Below are 22666 nucleotides of genomic sequence, written 5' to 3'. Positions count from 1 at the left end.
TAAACGTTTTTGCCCACGCAAAAACACCTCCGATGTTAGTACTTTTTACAAGTGTACCACTCCGAAGGTGTTTTATATTGTCTCAAAAATTTAGGTTAGCCCACTTCGCGATTATCGCGATGGCAGCTTTTCTCATTTCTCATTTGTATCTTTTTCTTTTTCTTTTTCTCGTTCAAATCGGCGGTCTATTTTTTGATCTGTCGTTTCAGGAGCATTGGTCTTTGCCCGCTCTTCCTTCAAGTCAAAATAGGTGTCTAGCGACGTTCTGACAATCTCTTTCATCGCTATGCCTTGAGTAATGTAATTGCCTCGATCTGTCGAAGCGTATGGAATGACGACTGCATATGCTACTTCGGGATTATCTGCCGGGGCAAAGCCGACATGAGTTAAATTGACAGAAGCCATGCCATATTTACTTCGATCATCTCCGTAGTAGTAGGATTGCGCAGTTCCGGTCTTTCCGGCAGCCGTATAGGGAGCCCCGTTGAATATGTTGTGTCCAGTCCCATTTGGTCCGTAATACACGTAGTGCATCCCTTTTTTGACTTGTTCAATCTCTTTTTGCGTATTGTTGATACGATTGAGGACATTCACTTTCGTCTCCTCTAGCAAAGCTCCAAGTGTTTCACCGTCTTTTGATGGCTCCCTTATTTCTTTCAACACTTTCGGTGCAACCCTGTTTCCGCCATTCGCTACAGTCGAAATATATTGCACCAGCTGTAACGGGGTGTACGTATCGAATTGACCGATCGCAAAGTCAAGCAATTTACCGGAACGAGTATCCGTACCTGGAATGCCCGCGAATTCACCAGGCAAATCTATCCCTGTTTTCACCCCTAAGCCGAAGGAGGCGTATGCGTTTCGCAACCTATCAAAGCCGGCAATGTCAATTGGAAGCGCCTTATAAGGTCTGTAAACTCCTTTACCTATCGAAATGGCGATTTTGAACATATAAACGTTGGAAGACCTGCCAAGCGCTGTTACATCATCAACGGAAACCCGCCCGTGCTGATTGAAAAGAGATCTTTTATTCTGACCGGCAATATTCATCGGTTCGTCGATTTTCTTTTCTCCGACCGACAGCACCCCTTCACTATAGCCCGCCAAAACTGTCGCCACCTTGACAGTGGAACCGACTTCATAGGCGGAAGTGAATGTCCCATACGCATAATCGCGAACTTCCCATCGCCCTGAATCTTCATCCTTCACCAATCGTTTTCCAACTAATGAAAGCACTTCCCCATTATTCGGATCCATCATGACAAGGAATGCCCTGTCCAGCAATCCGGATCTGGGATCTTTTTTCATTTCCAGAAGTTTCTCGGAAAGCAGTTCCTCCAATGACTCCTGCAATTCACTGTCCATCGACAGTACGAGGTCCCTGCCCGGTTCCCCTTCCCTCACTGTTTTCGTCTCGATGACACGGCCGGTTCGATCTTTTATGTTTTTTACGATTGCTTTCTGCCCTCTTAACAGTTCCTCATAATATTGTTCGAAATAACTCCGGCCAATCCGATCGTTCCGTGAATAATCCCTCGCCAAATAATAATCCAGATGGCTTCGCGGGATTCCTTCAATCGGACTTGTCATCGTACCAAGAATCGTGCTATCCGAAAATTTGATTCGATCCCAATCGGTTGTCGTATTGACTCCTTCAAATTCACTCAACCGTTCCGACACGGCTGCGAATTCCTCCTCTGTTACATTTCCGCTCTTAATGATTTGAGGGGAGTAGGCATAACCTGACATCATTTCCCGATAAATCGCCAACACTTCAAGTTCATGATCCGTGAATGAGTTCAGTTCTTCATCGGTTACCCTTTCACGAGTTAATCGATTTAATTCCCGTTGGATATCCTGCTTGGAAACGGTGCCGTCTTTGCCAATTTCACTTATTTCTTCGGCACTCACTTTCGCCTCAGCTTCTTCTGGATGCAATAAAATCCAGAAATCACGCTTATCACCGATCGTGACTCTTTTCGTATCCTGGTGGATCAATTCAGATAGACGTTCCGCAATATCCAGCATGTCCTTAGATGTCGTTGAAGAAGTTTTCGTATATGTTATGGCATTCATCGGTTTATTGTCGACGAGGACCTTTCCTGTCCGGTCGTAGATCCTGCCCCGAGGAACGCTTGTATTGACAGCAATTTCCTCTTTCTTCTCCAATTCTTTCGTATACTCCTCGCCTTTGACGATCTGTAAGTATCCAAGTCTGAAAATCAGCAAGGAAAACAGGATGAAAATCGAAAAGAATAATAGGTTCATCCTGAAGGCGATATGTTTCCGTTGTCGGATTTTTGCTTGGTCCACTTTGCGCATCGGCTTTTTCATATGTATTCCCCTTACGTTATTAGTCCAGATTGAATTATAGCATTCTAAACATAAAAAGCATATATCCTGACGAACAGGATATATGCCTGGTTGCATTACTCTGGATGATTAACCGAAGTTTTTAGCGACTTCATCCCAGTTTACTACGTTCCAGAATGCGGAAACGTAATCTGGGCGTCTGTTTTGGTAGTTCAAATAGTATGCGTGCTCCCAAACGTCGAGTCCAAGAATAGGAGTTTTTCCTTCCATCAATGGAGAATCTTGGTTAGGCGTCGACATGATTTCAAGCTCGCCATTGTTTGATACGAGCCAAGCCCAACCTGAACCGAAACGAGTTGCAGCCGCTTTTGCGAATTCCTCTTTGAATGCGTCAAAGCTTCCGAACTTTTTGTCGATCGCTTCAGCAAGTGCTCCTGTCGGATTACCGCCACCGGATGGTGAAAGGATTTTCCAGAAGAACGTATGATTCGCATGACCGCCCCCATTATTACGGACAGCCGTACGGATGTTTTCAGGAACAGCATCCAAATCGGAAATCAGCTCTTCAACAGACTTTGCAGCCAAGTCGTCGTGCCCTTCCAATGCATTATTCACGTTCGTCACATACGTATTGTGATGTTTCGTGTGGTGGATGTTCATCGTCTCTTTGTCGATGTGTGGCTCCAACGCATCGTAAGCGTATGGTAGTTCTGGTAATTTGTAAGCCATTAGTCCATTCCTCCCAATTGATTCATAATTTATCCTACACTATAAACATTATCAAAATTAGGGAATCCATTCAATTGAAATGAACTATCGACAAAAGCGTCACCCGAAGCTGGATGTGACGTAGAGGACGAAAACCCCGATCATCAGCAGCATGACTGCACCTTTGGCGGCTATCGAAGTGAAGAAGCCGACGATCGATCCGATTCCCGTCTTCAATGACTGTTTTACACCCGTCCTTGTCACAAGCAGTTCTGCCAGAAAAGCCCCTAGAAAGGGTCCGATAAGGATTCCCGCCACAGGAATGACGAAAGGTCCTACGAGCAGACCGATCGTACTTCCCCACATCCCCGCCTTCGAACCACCAAACTTCTTTACACCGACGATATTCGCTAGCGTATCCGCGCCGAACAGCAAGATGACGAACAACGCCTGGATAACCCAAAATATCCAACTCATCTCATCGAAGGAAGCAAATAATCCATACAGCAGGAAACCGCCTACGATGAAAAATACGGAAGGGATGATTGGATAGATCAATCCGATAAAAGCGACAATGAACATGATAACAGCCGCAACCCAGCCTACTATCTCCATCCCTTTCCCTCCATTACACCCGTTTGCCTAAAATGGCTTCGGCAATATTTACGGCATGGTCGCCTATCCGTTCAAGATTGGATACGATATCGACAAAGACCATTCCGGACTGTGCGGAACAATGTCCTTCATTCAAACGGACAATGTGATTTTTACGGAATTTGCGTTCCATCTTATCAATCAAAGCTTCTTGCTCGGCAACTTCCCTTGCCAATTCAATATCATTCATGTCTAGTGAACGTACCGCTTTATCGACAGTCGCAATGGTCAACGTGAACATTTCCGTCAAATCATTCATTGCTTCCTCTGTCAATTTCACCCGGTTCACTTCACGGAAATCGATCAACTCGATAATATTTTCGAAATGATCCCCTATCCGTTCAATGTCCCGAACTGTATCCATCAGCATGACGTGCCTTGCAGACTCGACCGGCGAAATGTTGACCGCGGAAATATCCACGAGGTAATCTGTAATTTTCCGATCCAGATTATTAATGGCATCTTCAATCTGGTATGCCGTTTCAGCATGTCTTTTATTGCTCGTCTTCAAATACTCATATGTTTCTTCCATCCCTTGGACCGCGAAATCACCCATTCTAATAATTTCTTCCTTTGCTTGTCCAATTGCGACGGAAGGTGATTGGTTAATGAAGTTCGGATCCAAATGCTTCGGTCTGTACTCGATTGTGACGTCCTTGCCCGGGATAAGCTTCGTGACAAGCATTGCCCAAGCCCCTATGAGCGGGAATTGGATAACGGTGTTCAACACGTTGAACGTTCCATGCGCAAATGCGATTTGCATTTTACTTTCCAAAGCGAGCACTCCTGAAATCCACTCTACGTATAGCGTGAACGGATACAGCAGAATCATGAAAATGACTGTTCCGACAACATTAAAGAGGACATGTGTTGCTGCAGCTCTTCTTGCCGCGACAGATGCGCCGATTGACGCCAGAACTGCCGTAATTGTCGTCCCGATATTATCTCCGAAAAGAATCGGCAGAGCAGCCTGCAGCGAAACAAGATTTTCCGCGTATAGCCCTTGTAAAATTCCTACTGTTGCACTGGAGCTTTGCACGATAAGTGTAAAGACAGTTCCAGCTACTACCCCAAGGATAGGATGGTCAGCCATCGAAACTGTAAAATCAGAGAAAGCCGAAAGCGACCTTAGGGGCTTCATACCTGCACTCATCAGTTCCAGTCCTAGGAATAGGCCACCGAAGCCAAAGATGACTTCCCCCACATTCTTAACGGCGTTCTTTTTGAAGAAGAAAATTAGGATTGCACCAAGCGCCATGATCGGCAATGCATATGCCCCGACATCGAGGCCGATAATGAATGCCGTAATTGTCGTTCCGATGTTTGCGCCCATGATGACACCGATTGCCTGACGAAGGGTCATGAAGCCGGCACTGACTAATCCGACCGTAATGACAGTCGTTCCGGAACTGGATTGAATGAGCACAGTCACAATAATCCCTACGAGAACGCCCATGAAAGGATTTGTCGTGAATCTGTCCAAAATGCTTCGGAGCCTATCCCCTGCCGCTTTTTGGAGCCCATCACCCATATATTTTATGGCGAATAGGAAGATCCCGAGACCTCCTATAAATTGAAAGATTACTTCCTGCCAATTCACTTCCATTACAATGTCTACCTCCATCATGCTTTATGTATTAGCATTCCTATTATGTTGACTCTATTAATGAATTGTAAATAGAAACGGGCGAATCTTTACATTCCCTTTACAAAAGACATGGAAAAAGTCATCATTCTGTCGAATTTGGAATCCGCGCTTCACATGTCTAGACATGATAGACTATCAATAAGTAAAGGAGGTCCCGTTTTGAAGTTCCATCAACTATTTCTGGCAGCGTTCCATGAACCGAAAAAACTCGCGGCATTCAGGCTGCTTCCGATCGGTCGTGTGATCCGCTACGCTTTCCTATTCATCCTTTTAATGACCTTGATTTCATTCACCCGCTTCTCACTAGGGGATACTGAATTATTCGAGGCATCGCCCGAGCTGACCGAGTATAGCAAAACGATTGGTGGGCTTATTTATCCGATGGCTTTCATTTTCCAATTTGTTATTGCGACATTTTACGTATTCATCAGGATCAGCATCTTTGCAGGAATCGGTATATGGATCGGCAAAGTGATGAGAAGGCGTGTCGAATATCGTTTTATTTGGCGGACGACCGCCATCGCAATTACTGTGCCTTTGTTGCTGACGATTTTTCTGGATTTCTTTCAGTTCTGGGAAACTTCAGGCATTCTGATTTCGTCCTTTATCCATATCGGTTACATAATTGCTGCCCTGAAGTATTATCCCAAAGCAGCTAAATGAATACTTTCCAAATTCCCGCATATTGTGTGGGAAGGGGGAATGTTCATGCGCACTTTATTCGTAGCCGTAATTCTTTTTCTTACCTTTCACATTATCCGGATCGACTTGGGGGATGGGACAATCCCTCTAGCCTCGTTTTTCGGGAATGAACAGCCTTGTACCGAGACGACCACAGTGAAATCCATATATGTCACGACGATCCAAGGCGATACGATTGAATCACTTTTTTCAATGTACCCCGATGCCGAGACTACATTTGTAGAAAGATTATCAATTTTTTATTCCCTGAATCCTCACCTTCGAAACCAGGAGCTTGTTGGCGGTCTTTCCGTGCAGCTTCCCCTTTCGAAAGCAGGTCAGGAAAATTGCAAATGAAGATGTTTCAAGCGGTGTCTCTTGTCTTTTCATCCGATTGATTGCTAAAATAGAATCAGTTATGAGTTTTTTAAGGAGAGAATATATCTATGAGTGAAATAATACACAGATCTAAAACACGTCCTGTGCGCGTAGGCAATTTGACGATCGGCGGCAGCGACGAGCTGTTCATCCAAAGTATGACAACCACAAAAACACATGACGTTGACGCAACGGTAGAAGAGATTCTACGCCTTGAGGAAGCGGGCTGCCAGATCGTCCGTGTAGCTTGCCCCGATGAAAGGGCTGCTTATTCCATCGGCGCCATAAAAGAACGAATCAACATCCCACTTGTCGTCGATATCCATTTCGACTATAAGCTAGCATTGATTGCAATTGAACAAGGCGCTGACAAAATCCGGATCAACCCTGGCAATATCGGCCGTCAGGAAAAAGTGGAAGCTGTCGTCAAAGCTGCAAAAGCAAAAGGAATTCCGATCAGAATCGGAGTGAATGCAGGATCACTTGAAAAGCATATCCTGAAAAAGTACGGTTACCCGACTGCGGACGGCATGGTTGAAAGTGCTTTGCATCATATTAAAATATTGGAAGATCTAGATTTCCACGATATTATCGTTTCATTGAAGGCTTCGGATGTTAACTTGGCAGTCGAAGCATATATGAAAGCTGCAGCCGCATTCGATTATCCATTGCACCTCGGTATCACGGAGTCCGGCACGTTGTTCGCAGGATCCATCAAAAGTGCTGCAGGTCTTGGAACATTACTGTCAGCCGGCATCGGTAATACACTCCGTGTCTCATTGAGCGCGGACCCTACCCAAGAAATAAAAGTTGCACGCGAATTGTTGAAGATATTCGGTCTGTCCTCCAATGCTGCGACACTTATCTCTTGCCCGACTTGCGGACGCATCGAAATCGACTTGATTTCAATTGCAAACGAGGTCGAGGAATATATCTCCACCATTAAAGCGCCATTGAAAGTCGCGGTATTGGGCTGTGCGGTTAACGGCCCTGGTGAAGCGCGTGAAGCGGATATCGGTATCGCAGGTGCACGCGGAGAAGGATTGCTCTTCATGAAAGGGAAAACAGTCCGGAAAGTGCCTGAGGAAACAATGGTCGAAGAGCTGAAAATGGAGATCGATAAGCTTGCCGAAGAGTATTTCGAAAAGAAACGCCAAGAAGAACTGCTTCTTCAAAGCGGGGCATCAGAATGAGGAAAATCCGATTCGGCATTGATATCGACGGGACCGTCACATGTCCGACTTCCCTTCTTCCGCATATCAATGCACAATTTGGATGCAATCTGATTTTAGATGATATTAAGGAATATGATTTAACGAAAGCTTTTCCGGTTGATGAGAAGGAGTTCTTTGAGTGGTACCGTCAAGCGGAAAAGACGATATACGAAACATCCCCTGCGCAGGAGTATGCGAAGATGATTCTTTCAGAATGGCGGAAGCATTATGAGCTGTATTATATCTCTGCACGGGGGCAAAAAGTGGCTGATTGTACGTTTGATTGGTTTGAACGGGAGGAGATCCCTTACGATCATATCGAGCTGATCGGAAGCCATTATAAGATCGAGGCAGCGAAAAAGTTCAATGTCGATGCGTTTTTCGAAGATAAGCATGATAATGCAGTAGACATCCATGAGGAATTGAACATTCCGGTCCTTCTCTTTGACACACCCTATAACCGCGAACCGATTCCGGAAGGCGTCATACGGGTGAGAAATTGGCAAGAAGCCGACCAGTGGATCAAAAAGCTGTTCCCGATCGGAGAAAAAGTGAATTGAAAAAAGGAGTAGGGATTCAATCCCCTACTCCTTTTTATTGTTCCACACAAACTGGACATTTTCCGTATATCTCGAATTTGTGGCTTTCGACTTCATAGCCCGGCAGATTAAAGTTGATGGACTCCATTGGGCAATGGGCAATATTCCTCGTCTTGCCGCAATCCGTACAGATGAAATGATGGTGATGGACGCCATGATCGCACTGCATCCTGAAATGCCTTTCCCCATTCAGCTCGGTCTCTTCCAAAATGCCAAGCTCCGAAAAGGTCGTCAAATTTCGATAAATCGTATCGAAACTGATGCCTGGGTTGTCCGCCGCCATGAAATTCCGCACTTCCATCGCAGTCAAATATCGATCATTTTCGGAAAAGAACTCCAAAATGGTTTCCCTATTCTTAGTCCTCTTGAATTGACGCTCAAACAAAATGCGCCATGCCTCATCAAGTGTCATGCAAATTCCCCCTTCACTTTACGAGAAGGCTGTTTGCCTTTCATTTTTGTCCAGCCTAACACTAGCAATAAAATGATGATTGACGTGATAACAATCGTTCCGCCCGGAGCAATATCAAGATGAAACGCAGCAAACAGTCCGATAATGACCGACAGCTCACCTATGATTATGGAGTAAACAAGTGCTCCTTTGAAACTCTTAGCAAGCTGTATCGCCGCAGCAACGGGTATCGTCATCAACGAAGAAACGAGCAAGATTCCGACAATCCTCATCGAAGCACCGATGACAAGCGCAACAATGATCATGAAAACAATTTGAATGAATTTACCATTAACGCCGGAAACTTTTGCATACTCCTTGTCAAACGACAAGGCGAACATTTCCTTGTAAAACAATCGGATAAACGCAAGAACGACAATTGCGATAATAATGATGATCCATAAATCCTGCCTGCTGACTGCAGAAACGGAGCCGAATAAATAGCCGACAAGATCAGATCCGAAGCCTTTGGCCAAGGAAATGAAAATCGCTCCGAAACCGATCCCAGTCGAAAGGATGATCGGAATCGCCAATTCCTCGAAATGTTTATAGGCGCCTCTTAGCCTTTCAATCAATAATGATCCGCCTACTGCACTTGCCATCCCTAAATACACCGGATTCAGTGCAGAGAAGAGTAGGACCGACTGGCTCAAAAAGAGGCTTCCAGCGATGCCAGCCAACGCCACGTGACTTAATGCATCCGCGATGAGCGCAAGCCTTCTTACAACGATGAATAGCCCGAGCAACGGAGCTATGACGCCGATGATCAGTCCGGATAGGAATGCATTTTGAAGAAATTCATAGGTGAATAAAGCACTGATCACGGTCATACCCCTTTCTGTTCTTGATGGACGCGCCGCACAGGGTGTCCGTACCATAATGATATATCTGCATCGTTCATCTTCTTGTAGTCCGATTGGACGCCATGGAAGTGGATGGATCGATTCAAGCAAGCTACATGTGTTGCCAGTTCGGTGACAAGGTCGATTTCATGTGTGACAAGCAGGATGGCAATGCCATGTTCACGGTTCAATTCATTGAGCATAGAATAGAATGAAGCAACATTTTTCTGATCGATTCCGACGGTCGGTTCATCCATGATCAATAGATCCGGTTCACCAACCAACGCCCGTGCTATGAATACCCGTTGCTGCTGACCGCCGGATAATTCACCGATATTTTGTCCTGCGAAATCTTCCATTTTCACAATCCGCAATGCATCTAATGCTTTTTGTTCATCTTGTTTCGAAAAAGCTTTAAATAATCCGATCTTTCGAGTGAGCCCACTTTTCACGACTTCAAGAACGGTGGCGGGAAAACCCGAATTGAATGAGTTCGATTTTTGAGAGACATATCCAATTCGTTCCCGCTGTTTGAAGGAATCCACATTTTGGCCGAATAGCTTTACTGTCCCTTGATCGGCTTTCAATAATCCTAAAATGATATTGATGAGCGTTGATTTCCCGGAACCGTTCGGGCCGATAAGCGCCCAAAACTCCCCTTCTTTCACTTTCAATGAAATATCTTCAAGAACGGTGGAGTGTTCATATCGAAAATTGACATCCGTACATTCAATTATCGTATTTGTCATATAGTAAAATCCCTTTCTGTCAAAAGAATGTAAACAGGAACGATTACGATTACTAGTAGAAGTATATAGGAAGAGTCGGTCGGACACAACTAATTGAGAAGGAATGGTGTAAATTGGATTACATGCAAATATTGAATGAAATAAAGCGGAAAAGTGACGCAGAGGCAAAGCTGATAGCCGATGCGTACGGCATTGATTTATCAATCAATGAAATCAGGGCGTTGCGCCCGTTACTTGATGAAATTTCATTTCATTGGATTTTTACCGGCATTCCGGAAAGTTTCATCGCGAAAGTGAAGCGTGCTGTCGGAGATAAAAAAGGGGAAGAATTGTTCCGTCAGTATTTGGATATGATTTAATCAAAAAAACATCCCGCCAATGGAAATCCATTTGGCGGGCTTTTCAATTAGATCAATAAAAGCTCACGTTGATCGGCTTGGAATGTTTTTGATTTCAGCATTTCAATTTCATATTGATACGGCGCCTTCTTGTTTTTCGCATCAGTGCCGACGAATGGCGTTTCCAGGATTTTAGGAATCGCCATGAATTCCGGATGATGGACGATATAGCTGAGCGCTTCAAAACCGATATGGCCGTGCCCGATATTCTCGTGACGGTCTTTCATCGCTCCGCGTTCATTTTTGCTGTCATTGACATGGATGACAGATATTCTGTCCTTCCCGATGACCTTATCGAATTCATTCAACACTCCGTCGAAGTCATTGACGATATCGTAGCCAGCATCATGGACGTGACATGTGTCCAAACAGACGGACAGTCGTTCATTGTTCTTGACGCCGTCAATGATTTTTGCGATTTCCTCGAAATTCCTGCCGCATTCACTGCCCTTTCCTGCCATCGTTTCAAGCGCAATGCGGACTGTCGAATCTTCGGCCAGGACTTCATTCAACCCTTCAATGATTTTAGCTATGCCTTTATCCGCGCCAGCCCCGACATGGGCTCCCGGATGCAAGACTATTTGGTCTGCGCCAAGAGCTGCAGTTCTTTGAATCTCCGATTGCAGAAAGTCGACGCCTAACCGGAATGTTTCCGGCTTGGTCGTATTCCCGATATTGATGATGTAAGGGGCATGTACGACGATATTCGAAAGACCGTTCTCTTTCATGTGCAACAGGCCCGCTTCAATATTCAGTTCCTCGATCGGCTTCCTACGCGTATTTTGAGGAGCCCCCGTATAAATCATGAATGTATTGGCTCCGTAGCCTAACGCCTCTTCACTTGAACCTAGCAGCATGCTCTTACCGCTCATCGAAACATGTGAACCCAATAGCAATGGTTGATCATTTGTCATTTCTTCGTTTCAATCTCCTTTCCCTTTTCTTGAATTTCTCTATGTCTTTCGCCATTTTCTTTTTATAACCCGGCTTCACTTTTGATGGTTTACGGACAAACGATGCAGCTTTACGATCGAGTTCATCCGTCTCTTTGACCCGTTTCTTTCGGGCATGGCGTTCCTTGACTTCAATCCACTCGCCTTTTTTAACATCTTCGTGGATGAACGGGATGCCCATTTTTTCAATTTGCACGATTTTGTCGTCCTCTGAAGGTTCATACATCGTGATGGCGATTCCTTCTAAACCTGCACGTGCAGTCCTGCCAACCCGGTGGATAAAGAACTCCAAGTCATCCGGCAATTCATAGTTGATGACGTGGCTGACGCCAGGTATGTCAATGCCACGTGCGGCAAGATCCGTTGCAACGATATATTGATACTCGAGATCCCTGATCTGCTTCATCATCCGTGTACGTTCACGAGGTGACAAATCGCCGTGGATACGGCCAGCCTTTATACCATGCTCAGCAAGGTAATCAGCGATTTCATCCGCATTTTGCTTCGTGTTTGTAAAGACGATTGCCAAATAGGGGTTGATTGCATTCAGAACGTGAAGTAGTTTTTTCTTGCGATCCATGCTTCGGACAGGAACAAGCGAATATTTCATTCCTTCCGTCAACGGTTTTTTATTTCCGATTTGAACATGGACGGGACTTTCCATATATTTAGCCAAGAAAGGCTTCAGTTTTTCAGGAATCGTCGCTGAAAAAACATACATTTCCAAGTCCGTCGGCATTTTAGATGCAAATTTGTCGATATCCTCGATAAAACCCATATCGAATGCCAAGTCGGCCTCATCGATTACCAAAATGGATGCCGTATGGATTGCCAAAGCTCCTTCTTCCGCAAGGTCGCGGATCCTGCCAGGCGTTCCGACAATTACATGGGGATTCGATTTCAGTTTGTCGATGGAGCGTTGCTTATCCGTGCCCCCAATCAAAAGCGAGCTTCGGATCGTTGTATTTTCGATCATTTTATTCAATTCATCATATAGCTGCGATGCAAGTTCCCTCGTCGGTGCGGTGATGACTGCTTGCAGCTCGTCCTTCCCTTCATCCAGACGCTCAAGAATCGGAATCAGGAAGCTGTGCGATTTGCCTGTCCCTGTATGTGCTTGTCCGATCGCATTGGATCCTTTAAGGATTAACGGGATCATTTCTTTTTGTATGGGTGTTGGGTTTTCAAACCCCAATCGGGCTATAGCCTCCCGCAGGAAAGGTTTGAATTGATAATCAGTGAATTTAGACATTCAGATGCCTCCTAACGTATTCCTATTGTAGCATGATTCTGTTCCGCAGTATGTGATTTTCGCATAGTATAGATTGTGAAAGTTCACAATGACCAAATGAAAGGGGTTATCCATGAGGTACGAATCCTTCTATCCATTCGCGCGCTCCCAACAATCTCCGTTTGCAACGAGGCAGCCTTTCCGCGGCCCGCAGCAACAGCCTCCCTTCTCGCAACCGCCGAGACAACCTTTCCGGAGGGGTCCGATGGGAAATCCATATGGCTCAACGATGCAGGCTCCATTTCAAAATACATCCAAAATGGAAATGTACATGCAAACGGCCAACCGGTTTTTAAATACAGCTCAGCAGTACGCGCCGCTTGTACAGCAAATTGCACCGATGTTCCAAAACTTGCCCGCAATGTGGAGATTATATAAAGGCTTTCAGTCCCTTCCTTCTGCCGGAAGTACGGCGGGGGCGGCTGCTTCCAGCACGGCAGCGGCAGGGGCAGCAGGCCCAATAGCCGGCGCTTCCAATCCAAGGATCTTTCAACCGCCCAAATTATAATTTTGAAACGTGTGCCTGACTCCGCTATAATGGATACAGATCCCTTTAGAGGAGTGTGGAGTGAATGAAAGTTAAAAAGATTTCCCCGCGCGGCTATTGTTACGGGGTTGTCGATGCAATGGTCATAGCAAGAAATGCAGCGCTCGACAAAACTTTGCCGAGACCTATTTATATATTAGGCATGATTGTTCATAATAAACATGTCACAGACGCATTTGAGGAAGATGGCATCATCACCTTGGATGGGGAGAACCGGTTGGAGATCCTAGAGAAGGTGGAAACTGGCACTGTCATTTTCACTGCTCACGGCGTTTCGCCGGAAGTCCGTGAATTGGCCCGCCGCAAAGGCCTTGTTTCAATTGATGCGACTTGCCCGGATGTAACTGTCACTCATGACCTTATTGAAGAAAAGACTGCGGAAGGTTACGACATCATCTATATCGGCAAGAAGTATCATCCCGAGCCGGAAGGTGCTATCGGTGTAGCACCGCATGCAGTTCATCTGATTGAGACGTTGGATGACGTCGATGGGCTTGAACTTACTAATGAAAAGCTTCTTGTCACGAATCAGACAACCATGAGCCAGTGGGACGTTGCACATATCATGGATGCACTTAAGGAGAAATTCCCTCATATTGAAGTGCATAAAGAAATCTGCCTTGCGACCCAAGTGAGACAAGAGGCAGTCGCGGAGCAAGCTGGAGAAGCGGATCTGTTGATCGTTGTAGGAGATCCGAAAAGCAATAACTCCAACCGTTTGACACAAGTATCGGTTGAAATTGCGAATACACCTTCTTATCGGATTTCAGATGTTTCCGAGATTAATATCGATTGGCTTCAAGGCGTTGAAACGGTTGCTGTAACAGCCGGCGCATCTACGCCCACGCTGATTGTCCGTGAAGTGATCGGCTTCTTGGAAAGCTTCGATCCTGAAGATCCGGCGACTCATGTGCCTGAACGTAAATTCAAATTGGAGCGGATCTTGCCGAAAATCAAGAATCCGGAACCAGTAAAACGTATCGAACCATATTCAGTTACAGAATAAATGAGAGAGCTGTTCCGCCGTCGTTCAACGACACGGAACAGCCCTTTTCATTTCATATAAATTTGAAAGGCTCAGTATCAATTTCAGATTTGACGATTTTAACATCGTACCCTTTTTCCCGGCATGCCTGTTCCATATACCGGGCAACTCCTTCAATCATCACTTTCTCCACGTGATGACCCGGATCCACGATGGCGAGATCCATCAATTCGGCGTCTTGTGCACTATGGAAGTCCATATCGCCTGTTACGAATACATCTGCCCCTTTTCGTTTTGCAGCCCTTATATATTTACTGCCACTGCCTCCAAGCACTGCAATTTTACGGACCAGTTTCCCAGAATCGCCAACAATCCTGAGAGCCGGAACGTCCAGCGCTTTTTTGACAAGCTGGGCGAACTCTTGAAGTTCCATTGGCTCGGGTAATGTACCGACCCTGCCCAGACCGAACTCCTCCGTCCTTTGGTCAAGTACAAAAAAATCATAAGCGGGCTCTTCATACGGATGGGCAGCCAACATCGCTTGCAGCACTTTTGACCGAATCGGACCAGGAAGCACGACTTCGATTCGTTCTTCTGTTACCTCTTCCATTTTTCCGACTTCCCCGATGAACGGGTCGGCCCCTGCAGTTGGCGTGAAGCGCCCTGTTCCTGTGGACGTGAAGCTGCACCCAGAATAATCCCCGATTGCCCCTGCACCTGAGCGAGCTAATACTTCACGTAACGAATCAGCATGTTCGACAGGACAAAAGACGGCCAATTTATAGAGCGGATCGGAAATTGTCGGCTGCATCACTCCGATATTCTCAAGACCAAGGCAAGATGCAAGCAGATCATTCACCCCTCCAGGAGCGACGTCCAGATTCGTATGCGCAGCATAGACCGAAATGTCATGTTTGATGCATTTTTCAATTAGCCTTCCTTGAGGCGTATCTGTCCAAATATGTTTTAAAGGACTAAATATTGGTGGATGGTGCGCAATAATCAAGTTGGCCCCTTTTTCAATCGCCTCATCTACGACTGCCTCATTGACGTCCAATGTGATGGTGACCTTCTCGACCAGACGGTTCAACTGGCCGATATGCAATCCGACCGGATCCCAATCTTCAGCAAACCTTTTTGGCGACCATTGTTCAAAAAGGGTAATGATTTCATATCCATTCACTTTTTTCAATTTGACAAAACGCCTCCGATCAAGTTGATTTTCTTCTGTAGTTGTTCCTTTTTTTCAATGATTTCATTCGTATTTCCAGCATTCTCCAAAGAACCTAGAACCCTTTTCCACTCATCTGATTCCCGCGTCCATTTTTCAATGAAAACATTTGACTTTCTATCAAGCAGATAAGGCCCAACCATCATTTCCAGATCATCATATTGTGCATGCCCTTGTTCTAGTACAATGATTTCGTAGATTTTATGATCTTCCTTTAAAATCTCCTCATCAATAATTTTCCAACCGTTTTGGACTGCCCACTCACGGATTGATGAAGCGTGGATATTCGGTTGCGTGATGATCCGTTTGACGTTTTGCAGTTTTTCATGCCCATTGCTTAAAATGGATGCAATCAATGGTCCGCCCATTCCCGCGATCGTAATCGTATCGACTCCATCACTTTCATGTATGGCTTCCAAACCGTTCGCAAGACGAACGGTGATTTCATCTGAAAGGCCTTTCTTCCGGACATTTTTCACTGCCGATTCATATGGCCCTTTCACCACTTCTCCTGCAATTGCTTTTTGTATTCTTCCAAGCTTCACTAAATGACAAGGCAAATAAGCATGGTCGCTTCCAATATCAGCGAGAGTGGCGCCTTCCTCGACAAATGATGCGACCGTATCGAGCCTTGTTGATAATTTTTCGGAATTCAATAGATCCCCGCCTTTCCAATACCTTTATTGTAAGGGAACTTCATGATCTTTGCCAGAATTGAAAAAGCCATCGGAGGCGATTAGATAACGCCCCGATGGCTTCCCGTTCTTATTTAAGTGATAGGATGTACTCTGACAATTGGTCGATTTGATCATCGGAGATTTGTCCTCCGAAAGCAGGCATTCCGCCTTGACCGTTTTTAATGATGTCATGGATCTCGTCTTTGGATAATGACAAACCATGAAGATTCGGTCCCACTCCACCGGTTAAGTCACCGCCATGACAGCCGATACATTTTCCTTGAGCAAAGGCCTCAGGATCAAAATCTTCGGATGCTGCTCCTTCAGTCGTTTCTTCAGTTTTCCCTTCCTCATCCTTTGCAGCGATCTCTTTTTTCTGATCGATACCGTATAAGGACATGAAGAAAATAAGTCCTAATCCTAGCGCGAAAATCAGGATATAAGGCACAACAGGATTGTTTTTCATCGAATTACCCTCCTTCACCAGGAATTATTCTGTAAAAGTATACAGTGCACATCTCATATTGTACTGTATCCAGATGAAAACTGAAAGAGTTATCCCTAGACATTTCACCGTTTGTGACAATTTGGACAAATTTTCTTAGTGGCAACCGATTTGCCTTGCAATAACCATCCGTTGCACTTCGGATGTTCCTTCGCCTATTTCACACAATTTCGCATCCCTCATATAGCGCTCGACTTCATATTCTTTCATATAACCATAGCCTCCATGAATTTGAATCGCTTGGTCCGCAACTTCCATCGCAATTTCGGAAGCATACAGCTTGCACATAGCGGCTTCTTTCGTGAACGGACGCCCTTGGTCTTTCAACCATGCCGCCTTGTATACCATATTTCTTGCCAACTCAATCTTCATGGCCATATCGGCTAGCTTGAATTGTGTAATTTGGAATTCGGATAACGTCTTGCCGAACTGCTTCCTCTCCTTAGAATACTTCAACGCCCTGTCAAAAGCAGCCTGGGCAATCCCTACCGCCATTGCACCGATGCCGATCCTGCCCCCGTCCAACGTGACGAGAAACTGTTTAAAGCCATCTCCGCGCTTGCCAAGCAGGTTCTCTTTCGGAACTCTGACATTGTCGAGCACCAATTCGGTCGTGTTGGACGCATTCAAGCCCATTTTTTCATAATTGTCGATAACCTTGAATCCTTCCGCATCAGTCGGCACGATGATGGCACTGATCTCCTTCTTGCCATTTTCATTTCCAGTAATAGCTGTAAGGGCTAAATGTTTAGCATAACTTGCATTAGTTATATATACTTTCGATCCATTTATGACGAAATCATCGCCTTCTTCTCTCGCGGTCGTCTGCGTTCCCCCAGCGTCAGACCCCGCATTCGGTTCGGTGAGCCCAAACGCCCCAAATGTTTCCCCTGTAGAAATCGGTGTCAAGTATTTCTTCTTTTGCTCTTCTGTTCCAAAAAGATTCAGCGGCGCTCCGCCTAATGAAATGTGTGCGGAATATGTAATACCTGTGGATGCACACCCACGGCTCAACTCTTCTGTTACAATAGCAAAGCTTGTCGTATCCGCTCCCGCCCCGCCATACTCTTCCGGGAACGGCAGCCCCATCATTCCCATTTCGGCCAACTGCTTGAAGATTTCGATTGGAAATTGCTTTGTCCGGTCCCTTTCAATTGCACCCGGTGCAACGACTTCATCGGAAAACTCCCTCATCATCTTTCTAATCATCTGTTGCTCATCCGTCAAGTCAAAATTCATTTTCTTCATCCCCTTTGTTGTGAACGCTTACATTTCAATTATACCGAAAAAGTCGGTATTGTCACAATCATTCTTTCGAAGGATGCTAGATTACTGTCCTCATTATGAAGATGACAATCAAAACTAACCCTGCGGCTCCTGAAATTGTAAAGTAAAGCAATTTTAATAGTCTTCCGGCTAAAAGCCATAATAAACAGTTCATTATTAATAGCCCGACTAACAGCATCATTTTCCCGGTGAAAAAAAATGTCCATAATTTCAGGGACATGCCGAGCACCGCGAAAGCGATAAGTATGTATAGAAACTGAATAAAGATAACGCGAGTGTTAATCTTCTTTTTTTCTTTCGACAGAACTGCATCCGTTGCACTAATTTCCTGTTCAAGATCGCCTTGCGAATAAAGCGTGATAAGAAAATTACAGTAATGCTCGGGCAGCAATTTATTTTGTTTCCAATAATTAATTTCAGCCATAATGATCTTTTTACGCTGAGCATTCATCTCGCTTCGCCCCTAGTCATCATTTCGTACAAACTTAAAAGGCATCGGCATAATGTATGCCGATGCGGGTGATCATTCCAAAAAGTCCTTCAGTCTTTTGCTTCGGGACGGGTGTCTAAGCTTCCGTAAAGCCTTCGCCTCAATTTGACGAATCCGCTCACGGGTCACACCGAAGACTTTCCCGACTTCTTCCAAAGTTCTCGTTCTGCCGTCATCCAAACCGAAACGCAGACGCAAAACATTCTCTTCGCGGTCCGTCAGCGTGTCCAAAACGTCTTCCAACTGTTCTTTCAATAATTCATAGGCAGCATGGTCTGATGGTGATTGCGCTTCCGAGTCTTCAATGAAATCCCCTAAGTGCGAATCGTCCTCTTCCCCAATCGGCGTTTCAAGCGAAACCGGCTCTTGGGCGATTTTCAGGATTTCGCGCACTTTCTCCGCGGTCAAATCCATTTCTTCCCCGATTTCTTCAGGAGATGGTTCACGACCGAGATCTTGGAGCAATTGACGCTGAACGCGAATCAGTTTATTGATCGTCTCGACCATATGGACCGGGATACGGATTGTACGAGCCTGATCCGCTATTGCTCTTGTAATCGCCTGACGGATCCACCAAGTCGCATACGTACTGAATTTGAAGCCTTTCGTATGGTCGAACTTCTCAACCGCTTTGATAAGGCCCATATTTCCTTCCTGAATCAAATCTAGGAAGAGCATGCCACGGCCGACATACCTTTTCGCAATGCTGACAACAAGGCGGAGGTTGGCTTCCGCGAGCTTCTTCTTAGCATTTTCGCCTTTCTCGACGAGCTCCACAAGAGCCGGATCCGGTTTTTTCATTTCAGCAAGCTTTTCTTCCGCTTCCACGCCTTCTTTAATGCCAATTGCCAGTTTGACTTCTTCGTCTCCGGTCAACAAGTCGACACGGCCGATTTCTTTCAAATACATACGAACTGGGTCATTGATTTTAACGCCCGGGGGGACACTTAGATCATTCAAGTCGAATTGTTCTTCGTCCTTGGCATTCGCTTCCTCTTCATCTTTACGTTCCATTTCAATGCCTGCAGCTTCGATCTGATCGAGAAACTCTTCAAACTGCTCAGGCTCCATTTCAAAGACGGATAATTTCTCCGTCACTTCTTCAAGGGTCAATTCCCCAGCTTTTTTCCCAGCTTCCAATAAACTTGCTTTCACTTCATCTAATGTCATTTCGTGCTCCATTTCTCCAGACTGCTCTTTAGTCATAATACCCGTTCCTCCTTAATTCACCGGAATACGGCCTACATCGCCGATAATGATTTCCGGAGCTGTATGATTTCCCTGGCCAGCTCCAGTGCCCGGGTATGATCATTCATCTTTTCCGCTTCTTTGGATTCATGCATCATCTCATCGATACGTCTATGGATCCGCTGCCTGTTAAGATGATGAATGCAATCATTTATTTCTTGTTCAGCAAATTCGGGGTCCCTCTCAAGCATTGCGGCGTCCATAACAACCTTCCGAAGCTCCCGATCGTCCAGAGACTCAGCGAATCTGTGGAAATCGGGCGTGCTGTACTTTTCATAAAATCCAGCTAGCTTTATGAAAATCGCAGCATATTCCTCCCGGAAGAAAAGGTCCTGATGGTCATCCCGAATTCTGTCGAATAAATTTCCGTCGTTTAACAGATGGCAAAGCAGAAGCCTTTCGGCACGGTCGCTACCAGACAGCTTCCGGTTGGACACTGTCATTGGAACAGCTTGTCCTTCCGGTTGCTGTGTCTTTTCCTGCTTTGCCAGCTTACCGACCTTTTTCATCAACTGTTCGTTGAGTGCGTTCGAGGATACTCCCGTTTCCGCCGTCAGCTGCCTGATCATCAAATCACGTTCAACCGGCGAGACTTTCGAGGCAAGTTCCTCCAACACTTCGTGTATATATTGCAACACATCGTTTTCATGGGAAAGATTTTTAGATCTTTTATAATAAGCCATTATGAATGACATATACGAGTGTGGGTTGCCGATCACTTTTTCAGCGAATGAATCCCCGCCAAATGTGGAAATATATTCATCGGGGTCCATTTTACCCGGTAACAGGGCAATTTTCGCATCCAACCCTTTTTGATTGGAAAGGACAGCAAACCGTTTCGCTGCATCCCATCCTGCATTGTCGCCATCACAGCAAATGATCAGCTGATTGGCAATCCTTTTCATTTTGTTCAGATGGATGTCAGACAAGGATGTACCCATAACTGCAACACTATTCATGATTCCCGCTCTTTCCGCGGCAATTGTGTCCATAAAACCCTCGAACAGTATTACTTTACCCGTTTTACGAACATTAAGACGTGCGTTGTGAAAATTATAGAGCAAACGGCTCTTCTCAAAAATTGGCGTTTCTGGGCTATTCAAGTATTTGGCTTCCTCTTTCGATTCGGATAATGTCCTTCCCGAGAAAGCGACGACATTTCCATTATCGTCATGTAATGGAAACATAATACGTCCTCGAAACCTATCGAAATACCCAGTTCCATCATTTTTCATTATACAAAGACCGGCAAGCTCCATCTCCTTCATATCAAACTTCTTGCGCATCAGCAATTGGGTCAGCACTTCTCGGTCGTCAAGCGACCACCCTATACCATACTTTTCGATATGTTCACGGGAAAACCCTCTTTGCTCCAAATAATGTAATGCTTTTTCACCCTCCACTGTATTCAGTAATAAATGACTATAAAAGTTGGCAGCGAGCGTATGAGCCTCGATCATTTGCTGGAATTCATTCGATTTTCCGCCTTTGGAAGCCTCGTGGAAGGAGACTTCCAGTTCAATGCCCGCCCGCGCGGCCAGCTTGGAGATAGCTTCTGTAAAAGGACTATTTTCAATATCCATGACAAAGGTAATGGCGTTTCCGCCAGCACCGCAACCAAAGCAATGGAATATTTGCTTTTCCTCTGAAACGGAAAAAGAAGGGGTATTCTCCCCGTGGAATGGACATAATCCAAACCAGTTCCTGCCTCGTTTCGTCAATTGGACATATTCGCCGACCAGATCGACGATATCCGTTTTGGACCGGATCTCCTCGATTGTCTCTTCTGGAATTTTAGTCATCCTATCACCATTCTCTTCTCACATACTTGATTCGAGACAGTATTCATAAATCCTTCTTATTCGACAAAATAAATTCATGTTCCAATCATATTTTTCTAAAATACGATAATCGTAGTGTGACAATATACTATTGTACACAATCCGCAAAAGAAGAACCAACCATTTTTCACTGGGTGGTCCTTCTTATTGTTTCAATTATGAATTTCGATTGGAAACTTCACTTAAAATCAGGTTGGCTGTTTCTTCAACAGCTCTGTTCGATACGTCGATTACAGTACAGCCGATTTTTGAAACAACCTTCTCAAAGTGTTCCAACTCCTGTTGGATACGTTCGATTCTCGCATAATTCGCGTCATCCTTCAAGCCAAGTGCTATCAATCTTTCTTTTCTTATCGAATTGAGCACGCTTGGAGAAATGACCAGGCCGAAGCATTTTTTTGGATCGATTTTAAATAACTCCTCCGGTGGATCGACTTCGGGTACTAGCGGCACATTGGCAACCTTATAACGGCGATGTGCAAGATATTGGGATAATGGCGTTTTCGATGTGCGCGATACGCCCACTAAAACGATGTCCGCTTTCAGGACGCCCCGGGGATCTCGGCCGTCATCATACTTCACTGCAAATTCAATCGCTTCGATTTTTTTAAAGTAGTCATCATCCAACTGGCGAACGAGACCCGGTTCCTCAAAAGGCTTTTCCTCGAGGGTCATGCCGATTTCCTTCACGATTGGACCTAGCAGGTCAATACATTGCAACCCATTGCTCTGGCATTCCTCTTTCAGCTTCCTTCGCATGCAGCTTTTTACAAGTGTATAAATGATAATTGCATTTTGCTGTTTTGCCAAGTATGCGATTTCACGCAACTGCGATTCATCCTCGACGTGTGAAAACCGCTTTGTCGAAACTGTTTCAAGATCGTGCCTGAATTGGCTCGCCGCTGCCTTGGCAACTAAATCCGCTGTCTCGCCGACAGAATCGGAAACGATGAACAATGTCAACTTTCTCATTGTA

The 22666-nt window shown here is 45.2% G+C and carries 24 protein-coding genes; 7 read left to right on the top strand and 17 right to left on the bottom strand.

Annotation, left to right across the window (positions count from 1 at the left end; genetic code table 11):
* Window positions 1–132 precede the first annotated feature (132 nt).
* The 4 genes from ACFPTP_RS12705 to ACFPTP_RS12690 form a co-directional block, all read right to left on the bottom strand.
* A complete protein-coding gene (locus tag ACFPTP_RS12705) occupies window positions 133–2334 on the bottom strand; it encodes a peptidoglycan D,D-transpeptidase FtsI family protein (protein ID WP_381445451.1) in 2202 nt (733 codons plus the stop codon).
* A gap of 108 nt (window positions 2335–2442) precedes the next feature.
* Window positions 2443–3042 (bottom strand): superoxide dismutase SodA, encoded by a 600-nt coding sequence (gene sodA, locus ACFPTP_RS12700; protein WP_381445449.1) that lies wholly within the window; start codon window positions 3040–3042, stop codon window positions 2443–2445.
* 99 nt (window positions 3043–3141) lie between these two features.
* Window positions 3142–3636, bottom strand: a complete 495-nt coding sequence (locus tag ACFPTP_RS12695) for a DUF456 domain-containing protein (protein WP_381445447.1) — start codon at window positions 3634–3636, stop codon at window positions 3142–3144.
* Window positions 3637–3649: 13 nt separating this feature from the next.
* The gene (locus tag ACFPTP_RS12690; RefSeq protein ID WP_381445444.1) at window positions 3650–5281 is read right to left on the bottom strand and encodes a Na/Pi cotransporter family protein; all 1632 of its coding nucleotides are present in this window, start codon (window positions 5279–5281) and stop codon (window positions 3650–3652) included.
* Window positions 5282–5482: 201 nt separating this feature from the next.
* Here ACFPTP_RS12690 and ACFPTP_RS12685 point away from each other — a divergent pair, with 201 nt between their 5' ends.
* The 4 genes from ACFPTP_RS12685 to ACFPTP_RS12670 all read left to right on the top strand — a co-directional run bounded on the left by ACFPTP_RS12685 (window position 5483) and on the right by ACFPTP_RS12670 (window position 8156).
* A complete protein-coding gene (locus ACFPTP_RS12685; RefSeq protein WP_381445442.1) occupies window positions 5483–5986 on the top strand; it encodes a DUF1189 family protein in 504 nt (167 codons plus the stop codon).
* Between the two features lie 45 nt (window positions 5987–6031).
* Entirely contained in the window at window positions 6032–6361 is a 330-nt protein-coding gene (locus ACFPTP_RS12680; protein ID WP_381445440.1) for a hypothetical protein, read from the top strand.
* A gap of 89 nt (window positions 6362–6450) precedes the next feature.
* Window positions 6451–7575, top strand: a complete 1125-nt coding sequence (gene ispG, locus ACFPTP_RS12675; RefSeq protein ID WP_381445438.1) for a flavodoxin-dependent (E)-4-hydroxy-3-methylbut-2-enyl-diphosphate synthase — start codon at window positions 6451–6453, stop codon at window positions 7573–7575.
* Complete coding sequence (locus ACFPTP_RS12670) at window positions 7572–8156, top strand: 5' nucleotidase, NT5C type (RefSeq protein WP_381445436.1); 585 nt, start codon at window positions 7572–7574, stop codon at window positions 8154–8156. The genes ispG and ACFPTP_RS12670 overlap by 4 nt, the downstream gene beginning before the upstream one ends.
* Window positions 8157–8190: 34 nt before the next feature.
* On the opposite strand, the gene ACFPTP_RS12665 is transcribed toward ACFPTP_RS12670, so the two are convergent.
* From ACFPTP_RS12665 to ACFPTP_RS12655, 3 genes are read right to left on the bottom strand one after another with little or no spacing between them, the layout of a single operon-like run.
* Window positions 8191–8607: a Fur family transcriptional regulator gene (locus tag ACFPTP_RS12665; protein ID WP_381445434.1), complete on the bottom strand. Its 417-nt coding sequence runs from the start codon at window positions 8605–8607 to the stop codon at window positions 8191–8193.
* Window positions 8604–9470, bottom strand: a complete 867-nt coding sequence (locus tag ACFPTP_RS12660; RefSeq protein WP_381445432.1) for a metal ABC transporter permease — start codon at window positions 9468–9470, stop codon at window positions 8604–8606. The genes ACFPTP_RS12665 and ACFPTP_RS12660 overlap by 4 nt, the downstream gene beginning before the upstream one ends.
* A 2-nt stretch (window positions 9471–9472) precedes the next feature.
* Window positions 9473–10237 carry a metal ABC transporter ATP-binding protein gene (locus ACFPTP_RS12655; protein WP_381445430.1) on the bottom strand — a complete coding sequence of 255 codons (765 nt, stop codon included), beginning with the start codon at window positions 10235–10237 and terminating at the stop codon, window positions 9473–9475.
* Window positions 10238–10350: 113 nt separating this feature from the next.
* Here ACFPTP_RS12655 and ACFPTP_RS12650 point away from each other — a divergent pair, with 113 nt between their 5' ends.
* On the top strand, window positions 10351–10596 hold the full coding sequence (locus ACFPTP_RS12650; RefSeq protein WP_381445428.1) for a hypothetical protein: 246 nt from the start codon (window positions 10351–10353) through the stop codon (window positions 10594–10596).
* Between the two features lie 47 nt (window positions 10597–10643).
* Here the strand turns inward: ACFPTP_RS12650 and ACFPTP_RS12645 are convergent, their stop codons facing one another.
* Together ACFPTP_RS12645 and ACFPTP_RS12640 are read right to left on the bottom strand one after the other, a co-directional pair.
* Window positions 10644–11531 (bottom strand): deoxyribonuclease IV, encoded by an 888-nt coding sequence (locus tag ACFPTP_RS12645; RefSeq protein WP_381445473.1) that lies wholly within the window; start codon window positions 11529–11531, stop codon window positions 10644–10646.
* A gap of 7 nt (window positions 11532–11538) precedes the next feature.
* A complete protein-coding gene (locus tag ACFPTP_RS12640; protein WP_381445426.1) occupies window positions 11539–12840 on the bottom strand; it encodes a DEAD/DEAH box helicase in 1302 nt (433 codons plus the stop codon).
* A 244-nt stretch (window positions 12841–13084) separates the two neighbouring features.
* Here ACFPTP_RS12640 and vrrA point away from each other — a divergent pair, with 244 nt between their 5' ends.
* Together vrrA and ACFPTP_RS12630 are read left to right on the top strand one after the other, a co-directional pair.
* A complete protein-coding gene (vrrA, locus tag ACFPTP_RS12635; RefSeq protein WP_381445424.1) occupies window positions 13085–13387 on the top strand; it encodes a VrrA/YqfQ family protein in 303 nt (100 codons plus the stop codon).
* A gap of 64 nt (window positions 13388–13451) precedes the next feature.
* The gene (locus ACFPTP_RS12630) at window positions 13452–14432 is read left to right on the top strand and encodes a 4-hydroxy-3-methylbut-2-enyl diphosphate reductase (protein WP_381445422.1); all 981 of its coding nucleotides are present in this window, start codon (window positions 13452–13454) and stop codon (window positions 14430–14432) included.
* Window positions 14433–14484: 52 nt separating this feature from the next.
* On the opposite strand, the gene ACFPTP_RS12625 is transcribed toward ACFPTP_RS12630, so the two are convergent.
* From ACFPTP_RS12625 to ACFPTP_RS12590, 8 genes are all read right to left on the bottom strand, one after another.
* Window positions 14485–15603 carry a Nif3-like dinuclear metal center hexameric protein gene (locus ACFPTP_RS12625; protein WP_381445420.1) on the bottom strand — a complete coding sequence of 373 codons (1119 nt, stop codon included), beginning with the start codon at window positions 15601–15603 and terminating at the stop codon, window positions 14485–14487.
* Window positions 15600–16298, bottom strand: coding sequence for a tRNA (adenine(22)-N(1))-methyltransferase (locus tag ACFPTP_RS12620; protein WP_381445417.1), 699 nt, complete (start codon window positions 16296–16298; stop codon window positions 15600–15602). The genes ACFPTP_RS12625 and ACFPTP_RS12620 overlap by 4 nt, the downstream gene beginning before the upstream one ends.
* A 109-nt stretch (window positions 16299–16407) precedes the next feature.
* Entirely contained in the window at window positions 16408–16785 is a 378-nt protein-coding gene (gene cccA / locus ACFPTP_RS12615; RefSeq protein ID WP_381445415.1) for a cytochrome c550, read from the bottom strand.
* Window positions 16786–16920: 135 nt separating this feature from the next.
* A complete protein-coding gene (locus ACFPTP_RS12610; protein WP_381445413.1) occupies window positions 16921–18063 on the bottom strand; it encodes an acyl-CoA dehydrogenase in 1143 nt (380 codons plus the stop codon).
* A gap of 85 nt (window positions 18064–18148) precedes the next feature.
* Window positions 18149–18562 (bottom strand): hypothetical protein, encoded by a 414-nt coding sequence (locus ACFPTP_RS12605; protein ID WP_381445411.1) that lies wholly within the window; start codon window positions 18560–18562, stop codon window positions 18149–18151.
* Window positions 18563–18634: 72 nt separating this feature from the next.
* Complete coding sequence (gene rpoD / locus ACFPTP_RS12600; RefSeq protein WP_381445409.1) at window positions 18635–19807, bottom strand: RNA polymerase sigma factor RpoD; 1173 nt, start codon at window positions 19805–19807, stop codon at window positions 18635–18637.
* A 35-nt stretch (window positions 19808–19842) separates the two neighbouring features.
* Window positions 19843–21651 (bottom strand): DNA primase, encoded by a 1809-nt coding sequence (gene dnaG, locus ACFPTP_RS12595; RefSeq protein ID WP_381445407.1) that lies wholly within the window; start codon window positions 21649–21651, stop codon window positions 19843–19845.
* Between the two features lie 195 nt (window positions 21652–21846).
* Window positions 21847–22662: a pyruvate, water dikinase regulatory protein gene (locus tag ACFPTP_RS12590; RefSeq protein ID WP_381445405.1), complete on the bottom strand. Its 816-nt coding sequence runs from the start codon at window positions 22660–22662 to the stop codon at window positions 21847–21849.
* Window positions 22663–22666 lie beyond the last annotated feature (4 nt).

This window comes from Sporosarcina koreensis (assembly GCF_042655825.1).
Classification (GTDB): Bacteria; Bacillota; Bacilli; order Bacillales_A; family Planococcaceae; genus Sporosarcina; species Sporosarcina koreensis.
Note: the sequence above shows the minus strand (reverse complement) of the source record. Positions and strands in the feature narration are given on the sequence as shown.

What these genes read in the sequence shown, in the direction of transcription:
- ACFPTP_RS12680 (WP_381445440.1), top strand. Translation starts at nt 6,032, where the DNA reads ATGCGCACTTTATTCGTAGCCGTAATTCTTTTTCTTACCTTTCACATT.
- ACFPTP_RS12655 (WP_381445430.1), bottom strand. Translation starts at nt 10,237, where the DNA reads ATGACAAATACGATAATTGAATGTACGGATGTCAATTTTCGATATGAA.
- ACFPTP_RS12670 (WP_381445436.1), top strand. Translation starts at nt 7,572, where the DNA reads ATGAGGAAAATCCGATTCGGCATTGATATCGACGGGACCGTCACATGT.
- ACFPTP_RS12640 (WP_381445426.1), bottom strand. Translation starts at nt 12,840, where the DNA reads ATGTCTAAATTCACTGATTATCAATTCAAACCTTTCCTGCGGGAGGCT.
- rpoD (WP_381445409.1), bottom strand. Translation starts at nt 19,807, where the DNA reads ATGACTAAAGAGCAGTCTGGAGAAATGGAGCACGAAATGACATTAGAT.
- cccA (WP_381445415.1), bottom strand. Translation starts at nt 16,785, where the DNA reads ATGAAAAACAATCCTGTTGTGCCTTATATCCTGATTTTCGCGCTAGGA.
- dnaG (WP_381445407.1), bottom strand. Translation starts at nt 21,651, where the DNA reads ATGACTAAAATTCCAGAAGAGACAATCGAGGAGATCCGGTCCAAAACG.
- ACFPTP_RS12590 (WP_381445405.1), bottom strand. Translation starts at nt 22,662, where the DNA reads ATGAGAAAGTTGACATTGTTCATCGTTTCCGATTCTGTCGGCGAGACA.
- ACFPTP_RS12610 (WP_381445413.1), bottom strand. Translation starts at nt 18,063, where the DNA reads ATGAATTTTGACTTGACGGATGAGCAACAGATGATTAGAAAGATGATG.
- ACFPTP_RS12695 (WP_381445447.1), bottom strand. Translation starts at nt 3,636, where the DNA reads ATGGAGATAGTAGGCTGGGTTGCGGCTGTTATCATGTTCATTGTCGCT.
- ACFPTP_RS12665 (WP_381445434.1), bottom strand. Translation starts at nt 8,607, where the DNA reads ATGACACTTGATGAGGCATGGCGCATTTTGTTTGAGCGTCAATTCAAG.
- sodA (WP_381445449.1), bottom strand. Translation starts at nt 3,042, where the DNA reads ATGGCTTACAAATTACCAGAACTACCATACGCTTACGATGCGTTGGAG.
- ACFPTP_RS12630 (WP_381445422.1), top strand. Translation starts at nt 13,452, where the DNA reads ATGAAAGTTAAAAAGATTTCCCCGCGCGGCTATTGTTACGGGGTTGTC.
- ACFPTP_RS12690 (WP_381445444.1), bottom strand. Translation starts at nt 5,281, where the DNA reads ATGGAAGTGAATTGGCAGGAAGTAATCTTTCAATTTATAGGAGGTCTC.
- ACFPTP_RS12605 (WP_381445411.1), bottom strand. Translation starts at nt 18,562, where the DNA reads ATGAATGCTCAGCGTAAAAAGATCATTATGGCTGAAATTAATTATTGG.
- ACFPTP_RS12705 (WP_381445451.1), bottom strand. Translation starts at nt 2,334, where the DNA reads ATGAAAAAGCCGATGCGCAAAGTGGACCAAGCAAAAATCCGACAACGG.
- ispG (WP_381445438.1), top strand. Translation starts at nt 6,451, where the DNA reads ATGAGTGAAATAATACACAGATCTAAAACACGTCCTGTGCGCGTAGGC.
- vrrA (WP_381445424.1), top strand. Translation starts at nt 13,085, where the DNA reads ATGGGAAATCCATATGGCTCAACGATGCAGGCTCCATTTCAAAATACA.